The following is a 12846-nucleotide window of genomic DNA, read 5'->3' on the forward strand; positions in this document are numbered from 1 at the left end:
GTTTTCCTCTTTTTTCATGCCGAAGAGACGGATACAACTGACTTAAATCACCGGACTTCTATAAAGTCCCCTCTTAGTCCATTCCATATATTCAAATAATTCCTCTAAAATAGCTTATCCATAATTCTCTAATTCGGGCAATTTATAAAACACAACACCGAATCGTCATTCGTCCATCTCCCACCGAAAAAATTTTCGTAGCATTACCACCAAGATTACTATCATCACGAGGGAAGAGGCGACTAATCCTTTGGGATATATGTAGTATAGAAGGCTATTGGATATAATTATCAATACTGCAATTATCGAACTGATTTTTAAGGCTTGACTACCAACAAAGGCAAAGCGCTGCGGCTTTTTAGACTTTGGAATAACCGTAAATCCGAACCTTGTAACATGCAGCAGCACGGTAAACAAGCATTGAACTCCGCAATAGAACAATCCGGACCAAAAGAAGAGATAGGAATTATGCTCATTTACAAAATCGATAAAGGTGTGAGGTACAAGACCATTTGTAGTAAATTCAATAATTGAAAGAAGCAAAAATGAAAATAGCATCATAATAAAAGCATAAATAAACGGCATCCTAAAAATTAACCAAATCGCCAATGTACCGACAGTAAATTGAGTGAAAGCCATATAGTATACCAGATGAGCGGATTGCAGCATAATGGAAACCTGAGATAACATTAGCGTAGCAATCGCAATCTGTAGAATATAAGGTTTAATTGGAAAACGGAACAATTTCAACCCAAAGCAAAATAAAGTCGGCCAAAAAGCAAAGTAAGATAAAGCAATCAGTACATATTTCTCCATTCCAACACCTCTACGACCAAATTAGTCCATCATTTCCCAGCGGAACGACTTTCTTAAAATCACTCCTAAAATAATGAGTAGACCAATAGAATGCAAAATGTATCCTTCTGGGTATAAGAAGACAAGGATACTTCCGGCTAAAACAATTGGAAAGGAAAAAATCACTAATCGTTTTACAAGTGGACCTCCGATAAATGTAGAACGAACAGGAATTTTGCTTTGAGGAATAAAGCTAAAACCAAAGCGCGTTAAATGAAGAATACAGGTAAGTATGAGCTGGGCGACGCAAATAAGTAATCCAGACCAAAAGAAAAGATATTGATTATGTTCGGTGACAAAGGTAATTAACGATTTAGGGAAAAGCTGCGTACTTATGTATTCTATTAAACTGAAAACAGAAAATGTAATCATCATCATGATGATCGAGTATAGAAGCGGTATCCTCAGTATGAGCCAGAAAGCAAGAACTCCAATGATGAAATTAATCAAAGACATCACATAGACCAAGCTCGTCGATTGAATGAATATGGAACATTGTGTTAACAAAAGGGTTGCAAAGATCAAATTTAACCAGTACGGTTTCAATTGAAACCGAAACAGTTTCAACGCGAATGTCAGCATTGTCGACCACACAACCAAATAAACGATTCCAATCAACACATACTTCACGTCAGTTCCCCCTTACAACAACGTAAACCTAGGTTTGATCTCTAAGTTTACAATTCGACCACGATTCGACAAATCCCTTCATGATTCGACTATAAATTTAAGGGAAAAGTTGAAAAAAAAAGCCCGAGCGCTCGCTCAGGCTTCGTTCGTTACAGTTCTTCCGCCGTTTGCAGTGACGAGCCAGCACCGCTTCGGCCGAAGTTGTACTCAAGACTCGTGTTGTTGTTCCGGGCGACGGATCGGAGGATCAGGTCATGGAATCTTTTCTGCCGAAGGGCTGAAATCGTTACGCTGCTGCCTTGACCATCCGGAGTGAAGTATAACTTGCCGTCCCTATCATTATACTTCCGAACTTGATGAAGATTGACGAACAAGTCGTTGTCCAGCTTCTTGAAGCCGTGGCGCTCCAGGTTTTCAAGAAACTCGGTAAAATCAACCAAAGATTCGATGCTCTTAATGACTTTGACATCGTGGGCGTAATACGTGATTTCTTTGGCGCTGACTTCGATATACAGGATATGATGAAGGTCGATGTCGACCACCTGATGACGGTCGCTGAGCGATTCTCTCAAATATCCGGCTCTACGCATCAATTCCGTATACGAATAATTGTAGGCTTCAGATAATTTCTTCAGCGTTTCTGGCGACGGTTTGATTTTATCATTGGTCGAACGGTTCTTCTCCAATTCGAGATCCCGTATATAGGCATGAGACAAACCGCTCTTCTGCGCGGCCTCGCGCAGAGACATGCGTCCCCTTAAACCCTCAAGAAACTTTCCGAAGTTGTCCATTTGTGTCATGGATATCCCTCCTCTATTTCATCATTGTAAACGATATTTTGATAATTGAAAACAAGAATATCGTATTATTACGAATATAAGTAAATGAAAATAAATCGTTCTTATTTAGCAAATCCGTTCCTTCTATGTTATTGTAATTGTTGGTGTCGACATTGACAACTAAATACAAGTAAAAGGAGTGGGTTGGAATGTTCCGGAAAACAAAATCATTTCTGGTATTAACATTCATCCTCACCGCAGCGTTGCTTACTGTGGCATGCGGGGCAAAGCCGAACAACACAGAGCAAGAAGTGTCGCCGACGCCTACGCCGTCTACAACGGCGGGACCGGCCAAGGGAGATTTCCTGATCGGCGTCATTCCGGCGTCGGGTACGTCGAACATGAAGACGGGAGCGGACAAGCTGGCCGCCATTCTGTCCGAGAAGCTGGGCCGAAACGTAAAGGCGGAAGTGTACCCGGATTACAACGGGGTCGTGGAAGCAATGGGGGCAGGCAAGGTACAGATGGCCTACTTGGGTCCATTGACTTATGTTGAGGCGCATGAACGGTATGATGTGAAGGCGATAGCTACCGTACTGGTTAGCGGACAACCATTTTACTATTCTTATATGATTGCTCACAAAGACTCGCCGTACAATTCCTTTGACGATATTAAAGCGAATGCGGCGAATATCCGCTTCGCCTTCGGCGATATCAGCTCGACGTCGGGCAGCCTCGTGCCGGGGATTGCTTTGAAGAAAGCGGAGCTGTTCAAGTCGCAGCAGGACAGCAAGTTCAAGAGCATTACGTACACGGGGGCGCATGACGCTACGGCGCTCGCGGTGCAAAATAAAACGCAGGATGTCGGCGCGATCGACAGCGCGATCTTCGACAACCTGGTAAAGAACGGCAAGATCGACGGCTCCCAATTCAAGATCATATGGAAATCGGAGCAGCTGTTCCAATATCCGTTTGCTGTGGAGAAGACCGTGCCTGAAGCGGATATCAAGAAAATCCAAGAGGCGATGTTCGCCATTACGGATAAAGACATTCTGAGCGCATTCAACGGTGCAAGCGCCTTTACCGCAGCGAAGAACGAAGATTATGCGGCGATCCGCCAAGCTGCGATCGAGGACAGCCGCGTTAAGCCAAAACAATGAAAAAGGTTTGGATGGTACTTTTGCTCGTCGTGCTCCTGATCTGGTCGGGGCACGGCGTTCGTTTTCAGCTTGGGATGCTCGGCGATATCGGCAACTCCGTCCGCTTCGTCCGGGAGCATTGGTTTCCGATCGATACGAGCGATGCTGCGTTTGCGATTAAGCAAATGGTCATCACGCTGCAAATCGCTTTGTTCAGCACGCTAGTTGCACTGCTCATCGCACTGCCGGTGAGCTTCATGGCGGCACGGAATACGTCACCGCTGCGCTCGGTGTATCACGGCTTCCGGTTCATGTTTAATTTTCTGCGGTCGGTTCCGGAGCTTGTGCTGGCGCTTATCTTTATCCCGACGCTCGGTCTGGGACCGATGCCTGCGGTGCTTGCCCTTATCATTCATAACATCGGCGTGTTCGGCAAAATGATTTCCGAAATGATCGAAGCGATGAACAAGGGGCCGCAGGAGGCCGTCGCCTCCGTAGGAGGTACACGTTCGCTGATCGCGCTGTACGGTATCGTCCCGCAGATGCTGCCGCTTGTGCTGTCGCAATATTTTTACCGGCTGGAGGTTGCCATACGCACCTGCCTCATTCTCGGCATTGTCGGGGCCGGCGGTCTCGGTCAGCTGCTGTATAATGATTTCAAGCAATTTTTCTATGAGAAGGTAGCGTTCGAGGTGCTGCTGATTATGGTGCTGGTGACTTCGGTCGATTATTTGGGCGCTTGGATTCGAAAGCGGGTGAACGCCTGATGCTTCGGATCGAAGGGCTGCGCAAACATTACGCAGGAGAAGCGGCCCCTGCCCTGGACGGAGTCAACCTGGAGGTTCGCGAGGGCGAGTTCGTTGCGGTTCTCGGCCGCAGCGGTGCGGGGAAATCTACGCTGATTCGCTGCATCAACCGGCTTGTCGAGCCGGATGAGGGCCGCATCTCGTGGAAGAAAGCTCCGATCACAGGCATCGGAAGAGCCGAGCTGCGCCGGATGCGGGGGCGGATCGGGATGATTTTCCAGCATTACGATTTGCTGCCGCGGCTCGATGTGATGACGAATGTTATCGTTGGCCGTTTTGCCGAAATGCCGCTGTGGCGGTCGCTGCTGTTCCAGTTCACGGACAAGCACCGGAGCGACGCGCGCGAGGCGCTGGTCCGGGTGGGCCTCGGGAGTATGGCGCACAAGAGTGTCTCCGCCCTGAGCGGCGGCCAGCAGCAGCGCGTCGCTATCGCCCGTGTGCTGATGCAGAGGCCGGAGCTTCTGCTCGGCGACGAACCGGTATCCAGCCTTGACCCGGTGACGGCGGAGCGGGTGATGCAGCTGCTGCAAAGCCTTCACAGGGAAGAAGGGTTGACGCTGCTGCTCAATCTGCATGACGTCGGTTTGGCTAAAGCCTATGCGACTCGCATTGTAGGGCTGGCCGGCGGAAGCGTCGTGTTTGACGGACCGCCGGAGCAGCTGGATGATTCGGCGATGCAGCGAATATATCCACCCGACAACGATTGAGGAGTAAACAAACAGATCGCCGGTTGAGAGCTTACAGGCTCGCAGCCGGCGATCTGTTTGTGTTTGCCTAGGTGCGCGGCCTGGTTGATCGATTCCGGCGCGATCCCAACGCATATTTACAGCATGCATTCGGAAAAGTAAGGTAAATACGATAAGGGAGCTTGGACGCAATGGCAAGAGATTTACCGATCGGCAACGGCAATGTTCTCGTCAATTACGATTTGGACGGGCATATTCGGGACTTGTTCTATCCGCATGTAGGGCAGGAGAATCAAAGCTCGGGCTATCCGTCACGGTTCGGGGTATGGTCGGCGGAAGGGTTCTTTTGGCTGAACAGCCCGGGAGTTCAGGTGGAGCGAAGCTATGCCGAAGATACGCTTGCGACGGATATCGGGATTCGGCACGATGGGTTCGGAATCGAGCTTGCGCTGCAAGATGCCGTCGACTCGCAGGAAGACGTGTTTCTTCGTAAGGTAACCGTCAAAAACAACCGGGATGCCGCTCGCGAGGTGAAGCTGTATGTACATCTCGACCTCGATCTGTATGGCAACGGAATCGGCGATACGATTTATTTCGATCCGGAGCTGCAGTCTCTTGTTTTCTATAAAGGTCACCGGTATTTGTCGCTGTCCTGCGGAGACGGGGACGGAAGCTGCAAGCCGAGCGGCTACTCGATCGGCCAGAAGCGGATGCACGGACTTGAGGGTACGTGGCGGGATGCGGAGGACGGCAAGCTGGGCGGCAATCCGATCGCTCAGGGCTCCGTCGATGCCGTTATGGAGCTGACGCTGCAGCTGCCGGCCGGAGGCGAAGGGGAGGCGTGGTTCTGGATCGGCTTTGCCCGCGGCAAGCATGAGCTGGAGTCGCTGGAAGGCAAGGTCCGGGCGCGCAAGCCGCGGGCGCTGCACCAATCGGCGCTGGAGTATTGGCGGCAATGGGTGGCCCGCGACCCGCATGATTTGTCAGAGCTGGAGCCGGAGCTGTCTGCGTTGTACCGGCGCAGCCTGCTTGTCATTCGCAGCAATATGGATAACGGCGGAGCGATAATAGCCGCGAACGATTCCGACATTCTCAAGTTTGCGAAGGATACGTATTCGTACATGTGGCCGCGCGACGGAGCGCTGATCTCGCATGCGCTGGACCGCTCCGGGTATCACGAGCTGACGCGTGCATTTTTCGATTACTGCAAGCGGGCGCTTACGCCGGAAGGATATTTGATGCACAAATACAATCCCGACGGATCGCCTGGGTCGAGCTGGCATCCCTGGGTGAACGCCCAGGGCCAGAAGCAGCTGGCGATTCAGGAGGATGAGACGGCGCTGGTCGTGTATACGCTGTGGCATCATCACCGGATAGCGGGAACGGTATCGGAATCTCGCGACGACTACGAACGGTTCATTATTCCTGCGGCCGATTTTCTTGTGCGCTACCGGGACGCCAGCGGCTTGCCGCTGCCTTCCTACGATTTGTGGGAGGAGCGGTACGGGGTGTTTGCCTTCACCGTGGCATCGGTATATGCGGGGCTTATCGCTGCGGCCGATATGGCGGATGCGCACGGGGACAAGGCCCGAGCCGTTATGTACCGGGACACGGCGGAGAGAGTTAAGGGGGCCGCCGAGCGGCAGCTGTATTCGGAGGAGCTCGGTCGATTCCTGCGGGCGCTGTATTGGGATGAAGGGCGGCAGGCGTATGCGCCCGATCTGAGCTTGGATATGAGCATGTATGCGCTGTTTGATTTCGAGATGTTCGATGCGGCGGATCCGCGGATTGAGCGGATGATGCGCGACTTGAGAGCGAGGCTGTGGGTTCGTTCCGATGTCGGCGGCATAGCGCGCTACGAGAACGATTATGACCACCAGGTCAGCAAAGATATCGGCCATGTCGCCGGCAATCCGTGGTTTATATGTACGCTTTGGCTGGCGGAATATCTCATTGACATCGCCCGTACGGAGGAAGATTTGCAGGAGCCGCTTGGATTAATGCGCTGGGCGGCCGCCCATACGCTGCCTTCCGGCGTTATGGCCGAGCAGCTCGACCCGTACACGGGGGCGCCGCTGTCGGTATCGCCGCTTACGTGGTCGCATGCCTCCTTCGTGAAGGTGACGCAGGAGTATGTGGCGAAACGGAAGCAGCTGCGCGGCGAGCGAGCGAGCGAGACCGTTAGCGCCAGCGATGCGAAAGTGCTTGAGCCGATTGGATAACGAAGGGGGAACGGAAGTGAAAGCGGTACGTGTGGAAAATGTGACCGGAGAGCATCCGTCCGTCGGGCTGGCGGAGGTGCAGCTGCCGGTGCTGACGGAGCCGGACGAGGTACTCGTCCGCGTGCTGTGTGTCGGGTTGGACGGTACGGACCGGGAAATTCTCGTCGAGCGCTACGGCGTGCCGCCTGCCGGAGAGAGCGGTCTGACGATCGGCCATGAATCGCTGGGCGTGGTCGTCGAAGCCGGCGCGGACAGCGGTCTGGAGAGGGGAGATCTTGTGACGGCGCTTGTCCGGCGGCCTTGCCGCGAGCCGGATTGCGTCAACTGCCGCAACGGGCGCGCCGATTATTGCGAGACGGGCCGTTACGCGGAGCGGGGGATTAAAGGCGCTCATGGATATTTGGCGGAATATTACAAGGAAGAAGCCCGCTATGTCGTGAAGGTGCCTCGAACGGCGCTAAGCTATGGCGTACTGGCAGAGCCGCAGAGCATTGTGGAGAAAGTGTGGGATCAGGTGCAGCGTGTGCAGCAGCGGCTCATCTGGGAGCCGAAGACGGTGCTGGTGCTTGGCTCCGGGCCGCTCGGTCTGCTGGCGGCGCTGACGTGCCGCGTGCTTGGATTGCAGACGCACGTATGGTCGCTATCGCCGTCCGGCAGCCGGCAAGCGGAGCTTGTCCGAGGCTGCGGTGCCGAATACCATCAAGCCGCGGAGGGGGCGGCGCTCGCCGATTGGGTTTCCGGCAGCGGCCTCCGTCCCGATATGATCTGGGAATGTACAGGTCATAGCCCGCTTGCCTTCGAAGCGATGGGGGCGCTGGGGCCGAACGGGGTGCTTGCATTGCTTGGCGTAACGCCGGGCAAGCGGTCGCAGACGGTGCCGGTCGACGCGCTGAATATGGAGCTAGTGATGGAAAATAAATGCGTGCTCGGCTCCGTCAATGCGTCGCGCAAGGATTTTGAGACAGGGCTGTACCGGCTTAAGCTCATGCAAGAGAAGTATCCGGATGTACTACGCGGCATCGTTACGGACCGGCTGCAGCTGGAAGACGTACCCGTGCTTGAATTTGGCTCGGTGGAGATCAAGGCCGTCGTCGACGTCGTGCCGGTCCGGGAATGGGACGGGCTTGTGACGCAGACGAAAGATGTGGCGTACAGCTTCTCGGTTTGAGAAGCCGATGATAGATGCGGGACGATGATGCGATGTGATCGGCTTGATGGGATGGCGGTTCTACCAGGCGCCGGGCGGTTCGGCGGCTTGGACGGCTAGCGGAAATTCCTCCGCCGTTATTGCGCAGCACACATGGTCTTCCCAAACGCCGTTAATGCACAGATAACGCGGGGAGTAGCCTTCACGGCGAAACCCGTTTTTTTCCATGACGCGAAGCGATCCGGCGTTGCGGGGCATGGCGTTCGCCTGCACGCGGTGCAGCTCCAGCCGCTGGAAGGCGATGCCCAGCACGAGACGTACCGCCTCGGTCATCCAGCCCTTGGCATTGTGCCGTTCGGCTAGCGCGTAGCCCAGCATGGCGCTTTGGAAAGCGCCGCGGACGATGCCGCTCAAGCGGATCGTGCCGGCAAGCTCCCCGGGGGCGTCGCTGCCGAAGATGCCGAAGCCGTAGCTGCGGTCGGCGAGCCGGTCGGAGGTCCAGCCGGCCAGCGTGCTGCGCATGTGCTCCAGCGTGAACTGCTCATCGCGGTGGAGCGGCTCGAAGGGCTGAAGGAAGGCGCGGTTTTCACACCGGAACGCGTATAACAGCGGGGCATCTTGCTCGGTCAGCAGGCGGAGGGAAACCCTTTCGCCAGTGAATATTTCTTCTTCGCGGATCATGTTGGCGTCAACTCCTTGCGCAGGCGCAGCGTTAGCATTCATACCGCCTTCCCGCCCGCTGGGCGCGATATTCGGAAGGCGTTACGCCGTGATATTTTTTAAACTGCTTGGAGAAATAGAGCGCATCGGGATAACCGACGGACGATGCAACCTGCTCGATGGTGAGCGATTCTTGAAGCAGCGAGGCGGCGCGCTCCATACGGATTTTGAGCAGATAGCCCATCGGCGGCAAGCCGGTGAACTGCTTGAAAATTTTCGATAAATACGTGCGGTGGTAGCCGAGTGTATGCGCCATTTCCTCAATGGAGATCGGCTTCGGATACTGCAGATTGAGCCAGCGCATCGCTTGTTCGACGTGCTGACGGGCCGGATGCTCGGCCTGCTTGGAGGCCGGTACGGCGGAGCGTCTGCGCGACCAGTCGCCGAGCAGGAGGCGCATGTATCCTTCAGACCGCATGTCGCAGCCGGGATCGCCCTGCTTCAGCGTGAGTTCTGCGGCGAGAAATAACGCTGCATTCCTTCGGCCCTGCTCCACATGCAGCGTAGGAGAATGAGGAGACAGATCGAGCACGGCCAGCAGCCGGTCGACTTGATCGCCGCGGAAGCCGATCCAGCGGTAACGCCAAGGCTCCGCCGAATCCGATTCATAGTAAACCAATTCGCCCGGGAAAATGAAAAACAGTTCGTTCGGACCGAGCTCGTAGTCCCGTCCCATACAACGGAAACGGCCCCGGCCGGATATGATGTAGTGGACGAGATAGTAGTCGTGCACCTGCGGACCGACCTTATGGCTCGGCTTGGTCTGCTCGTGACCGGCGAACAGGACGACGAGTTCTCCCTTGCTGGGGAAAGGATTGATGGCGAGAGAGTTCATGGATGGTCGCAGCTCCTTGAAGGCCAGATACGGCTATTATACCGCAAAAACTACATTTATCTATACGAAAGTGGATTCCGTCCATAGGCCGGGAGTTGAGCTCCGGTGTATAGTGAAGCTATGAGAAGGCTTGCCGCTGCTGCTCATTGGCTGTTGACCGCGAAGCCTACATTCAGCTGACCAGGAGGGATTTATTTATGTCCAAAATTACATTTCTCGGCGCGGGGAGCACTGTTTTCGCCAAAAGCGTGCTGGGAGACTGCATGCTTACGCCGGCACTGCAAGGCTTCGAGCTGGCCCTGTTTGATATCGACCATGAACGTTTACGCGATTCGGAGAACATGCTGAACAATTTGAAGGCGACGACCGGCAGCAGCTGTGAGGTGAAAGCGTATACGGACCGCAAAGACGCGCTGCGCGGAGCCAAATACGTCGTGAATGCGATTCAGGTCGGCGGCTATGATCCTTGTACGATTACGGATTTCGAAATTCCGAAGAAGTACGGTTTGCGCCAGACGATCGCCGATACGCTGGGGATCGGGGGCATTTTCCGCAACCTGCGCACGATTCCGGTTATGCTTGATTTTGCCCGTGATATTCAAGAGGTGTGCCCGGATGCGTGGTTCCTTAACTATACGAATCCGATGGCTGTGCTGACGAATGTGATGACGACTTACGGGGGCGTGAAGACGGTCGGCTTATGCCATAGCGTACAGGTGTGCATGCCGCATTTGTTTAAGGATTTGGGACTGGAGACGGAGGGCGTGCAGACGAAGATCGCCGGAATCAACCATATGGCGTGGCTGCTCGAAGTGACGAAGGACGGCGTCGATTTGTATCCGGAAATCAAGCGCCGGGCGGCGGAGCGCCAGAAGGAAAAGCACCACGATATGGTGCGTTACGAGCTGATGCTGAAATTCGGCTATTACGTGACGGAATCCTCCGAGCATAACGCCGAGTACCATCCGTATTTTATCAAGCGGGCGTATCCGGAACTGATTGAGCGCTACAATATTCCGCTGGATGAATATCCGCGCCGCTGCGTCAACCAGATCGAGCGCTGGAAGACGATGCGGGAAGACATGGTTCATAATAAAGCGTTGACGCATGAACGGTCGCATGAGTATGCGTCGTATATTTTCGAAGCGATGGAGACGAACGTGCCGTTCAAGATCGGCGGCAACGTCATGAACACAGGGCTAATCACGAATTTGCCGAGCGAAGCGTGCGTCGAAGTGCCGTGTCTCGTCGACCGTTCCGGCGTGACGCCGACGTATGTCGGCAATCTGCCGCCGCAGCTGGCCGCGCTGAACCGGACGAACATCAACACGCAGCTGCTGACGATTGAAGCCGCAATGACGCGCAAGCGCGAGCACATTTATCATGCGGCGATGCTCGATCCGCATACGGCGGCGGAGCTGTCGATCGACGACATTATCGCGCTGTGCGACGATATGATCGAGGCGCATGGGGATTGGCTGCCGAAGTATAGGTAACATTTGTTGGACGAGGTGCTGTTAGGTGGAGCCTCATGCCGTCCTTTTGCGGATGGCGTGAGGCTTTTTGCTGTGAGGGGGCGGCGAGGGCGCCTCAAAGTGGCAAGTATGCTGCGAATCCATGCATACGTGACAGGCTCAGTTGCAAACGGCTGCTGAAGGCCGCTGTATTGGTGATAATATCGTCAGGAAAAATATTCCGCCGAAACAAGCAAGGGATTTGTTGGGATCTGTCGAATTGTTGGAGTATGACGTTACTGTCAGATACCGGCCCCTTATAGACAAATGCGTAATAACGGCGGCTTTACTGCGAAATTCGGCTCGGGGCAACGGACTGGAGGCGTTTGGACCAACGATGAGGAGAGATCCCGATATGATCCGATATGCTGCGATATCGAAAATAACGGCCGCCGCGCTGCTCGCCGCAGCGCTCGGCGGCTGCGCCGTAGAGTTGCCGGGCTCCGCCTCGGCACCTAAGAGCCCGGCTGCGTCCAACGCAGCCGAGCCTGCGCCGCAGGCGCAGGCTCCGGCCCCGGCGCACAAGGACGCCGGAAGCGGCAGCGGCGGGGCGGGCTCCGCCCCTGCCGCAAAGCCTGCACCGGCTGCGCAAGCGCCGGTGCAGGAGGCGCCGCCGGCACAGCCGGCTTCTGCGGCGCAGGACGCGGGCGCGGCGGCGAAGCCTGCGCCGACGCCCGCCACGGCGCCTACGCCGAAGCCCGCGGCTGCAGCAGGCGCCGCCGCCGCACAAGCAGGCACGGCGCCGGCGGGCAGCCAGGACCGCAAGGCGCTGTCCTGGTATTACATGAAGAAGGGCGCCGGCAAGGTGCCCGACTTCCCGAAGGAGACGCGCTCGTTCCCGGCGGATCAGAAGGCGGTCTGGGTCGGCACCGGCAAGAAGGTGTACCTGACGATCGATAACGGCGGGGAGATGGGCGATACGGAGCTGCTTCTGAAATCGCTCAGGGACAACAAAGTGAAAGCAAACTTCTTCATTTCCGGCTACAACATCAAGAAATACCCCGAATATCTGAAGAAGGTCGTAGCGGACGGTCATCTCGTGGCTAACCATACGATGACGCACCGCGACTTCAACAAGCTGACGGACGATGAGGTCAAGCAGGAAATCGCCGATTTCGAGAAGCTGTACAAGGACATTACGGGCAAAGATGTCGTGAAATATTTTCGCTTCCCCTACGGGGCCTACAATCGTCACCTGCTGGACGTCGTTTCCGGCTTGGGCTACACTTCGGTGTTCTGGTCGACGGCGATGCGGGACTGGGAGCCGCGCGAGCACCCGGACGACCCGCTGAACGACATTCTGGGCAATCTGCATGACGGCAACGTTATTTTGATGCATCAGGGCTCCAAGGAAAATATCGAGGGCCTCGACGCCATTATCAAAGCGGTCAAGGCGAAGGGCTACGAATTCGATACGGTCGACCATTTGCAGGCTCCGCCAAGATGAGCTATCATATAGCTCTTGGGGCACCGCCCGAACCTAAACATTATCAACGACATATTCTACAAAAGA

General features: G+C 54.8%; 12 protein-coding genes. 7 read left to right on the forward strand and 5 right to left on the reverse strand.

The genetic code is table 11. The features are described from left to right. Nucleotides 1-165 precede the first annotated feature (165 nt). The 3 genes from ACFFK0_RS07690 to ACFFK0_RS07700 form a co-directional block, all read right to left on the reverse strand. Complete coding sequence (locus ACFFK0_RS07690) at nt 166-816, reverse strand: hypothetical protein (protein ID WP_377469490.1); 651 nt, start codon at nt 814-816, stop codon at nt 166-168. A gap of 21 nt (nt 817-837) precedes the next feature. Further along, on the reverse strand, nt 838-1314 hold the full coding sequence (locus ACFFK0_RS07695) for a hypothetical protein (RefSeq protein ID WP_377469491.1): 477 nt from the start codon (nt 1312-1314) through the stop codon (nt 838-840). Nucleotides 1315-1634: 320 nt separating this feature from the next. Next, the gene (locus ACFFK0_RS07700; protein WP_377469492.1) at nt 1635-2285 is read right to left on the reverse strand and encodes a helix-turn-helix domain-containing protein; all 651 of its coding nucleotides are present in this window, start codon (nt 2283-2285) and stop codon (nt 1635-1637) included. 188 nt (nt 2286-2473) lie between these two features. On the opposite strand from ACFFK0_RS07700, the gene phnD reads away from it, so the two are divergent. From phnD to ACFFK0_RS07725, 5 genes are all read left to right on the forward strand, one after another. Beyond that, entirely contained in the window at nt 2474-3424 is a 951-nt protein-coding gene (phnD, locus tag ACFFK0_RS07705) for a phosphate/phosphite/phosphonate ABC transporter substrate-binding protein (protein ID WP_377469493.1), read from the forward strand. A gap of 11 nt (nt 3425-3435) precedes the next feature. Then, nucleotides 3436-4170, forward strand: a complete 735-nt coding sequence (phnE, locus tag ACFFK0_RS07710; RefSeq protein WP_377469494.1) for a phosphonate ABC transporter, permease protein PhnE — start codon at nt 3436-3438, stop codon at nt 4168-4170. Further along, nucleotides 4170-4916, forward strand: a complete 747-nt coding sequence (gene phnC, locus ACFFK0_RS07715; protein ID WP_377469495.1) for a phosphonate ABC transporter ATP-binding protein — start codon at nt 4170-4172, stop codon at nt 4914-4916. Before phnE ends, phnC begins: the two co-directional genes overlap by 1 nt. A gap of 170 nt (nt 4917-5086) precedes the next feature. Then, entirely contained in the window at nt 5087-7117 is a 2031-nt protein-coding gene (locus ACFFK0_RS07720; protein WP_377469496.1) for a glycoside hydrolase family 15 protein, read from the forward strand. Between the two features lie 16 nt (nt 7118-7133). After that, the gene (locus tag ACFFK0_RS07725) at nt 7134-8285 is read left to right on the forward strand and encodes a glucose 1-dehydrogenase (RefSeq protein WP_377469497.1); all 1152 of its coding nucleotides are present in this window, start codon (nt 7134-7136) and stop codon (nt 8283-8285) included. 60 nt (nt 8286-8345) lie between these two features. Here ACFFK0_RS07725 and ACFFK0_RS07730 read toward each other — a convergent pair whose 3' ends face one another. After that, a complete protein-coding gene (locus ACFFK0_RS07730; protein ID WP_377469498.1) occupies nt 8346-8987 on the reverse strand; it encodes a GNAT family N-acetyltransferase in 642 nt (213 codons plus the stop codon). Then, entirely contained in the window at nt 8977-9819 is an 843-nt protein-coding gene (locus ACFFK0_RS07735; protein ID WP_377469499.1) for an AraC family transcriptional regulator, read from the reverse strand. Before ACFFK0_RS07735 ends, ACFFK0_RS07730 begins: the two co-directional genes overlap by 11 nt. Nucleotides 9820-10016: 197 nt before the next feature. Here ACFFK0_RS07735 and ACFFK0_RS07740 point away from each other — a divergent pair, with 197 nt between their 5' ends. Both ACFFK0_RS07740 and ACFFK0_RS07745 read left to right on the forward strand, forming a co-directional pair. Continuing rightward, the gene (locus ACFFK0_RS07740; RefSeq protein WP_377469500.1) at nt 10017-11315 is read left to right on the forward strand and encodes an alpha-glucosidase/alpha-galactosidase; all 1299 of its coding nucleotides are present in this window, start codon (nt 10017-10019) and stop codon (nt 11313-11315) included. 373 nt (nt 11316-11688) lie between these two features. Continuing rightward, complete coding sequence (locus tag ACFFK0_RS07745; protein WP_377469501.1) at nt 11689-12780, forward strand: polysaccharide deacetylase family protein; 1092 nt, start codon at nt 11689-11691, stop codon at nt 12778-12780. Nucleotides 12781-12846: the final 66 nt, after the last annotated feature.

It is taken from the genome of Paenibacillus chartarius, assembly GCF_042432825.1.
In the GTDB taxonomy this organism is placed as follows: domain Bacteria; phylum Bacillota; class Bacilli; order Paenibacillales; family NBRC-103111; genus Gordoniibacillus; species Gordoniibacillus chartarius.

Bases quoted from the DNA above. Each gene is read 5' to 3' on its own strand.
- ACFFK0_RS07700 (WP_377469492.1), bottom strand. From the start codon at position 2,285: ATGACACAAATGGACAACTTCGGAAAGTTTCTTGAGGGTTTAAGGGGA.
- ACFFK0_RS07720 (WP_377469496.1), top strand. From the start codon at position 5,087: ATGGCAAGAGATTTACCGATCGGCAACGGCAATGTTCTCGTCAATTAC.
- ACFFK0_RS07730 (WP_377469498.1), bottom strand. From the start codon at position 8,987: ATGAATGCTAACGCTGCGCCTGCGCAAGGAGTTGACGCCAACATGATC.
- ACFFK0_RS07690 (WP_377469490.1), bottom strand. From the start codon at position 816: ATGGAGAAATATGTACTGATTGCTTTATCTTACTTTGCTTTTTGGCCG.
- phnD (WP_377469493.1), top strand. From the start codon at position 2,474: ATGTTCCGGAAAACAAAATCATTTCTGGTATTAACATTCATCCTCACC.
- ACFFK0_RS07740 (WP_377469500.1), top strand. From the start codon at position 10,017: ATGTCCAAAATTACATTTCTCGGCGCGGGGAGCACTGTTTTCGCCAAA.
- ACFFK0_RS07745 (WP_377469501.1), top strand. From the start codon at position 11,689: ATGATCCGATATGCTGCGATATCGAAAATAACGGCCGCCGCGCTGCTC.
- ACFFK0_RS07735 (WP_377469499.1), bottom strand. From the start codon at position 9,819: ATGAACTCTCTCGCCATCAATCCTTTCCCCAGCAAGGGAGAACTCGTC.
- phnC (WP_377469495.1), top strand. From the start codon at position 4,170: ATGCTTCGGATCGAAGGGCTGCGCAAACATTACGCAGGAGAAGCGGCC.
- phnE (WP_377469494.1), top strand. From the start codon at position 3,436: ATGGTACTTTTGCTCGTCGTGCTCCTGATCTGGTCGGGGCACGGCGTT.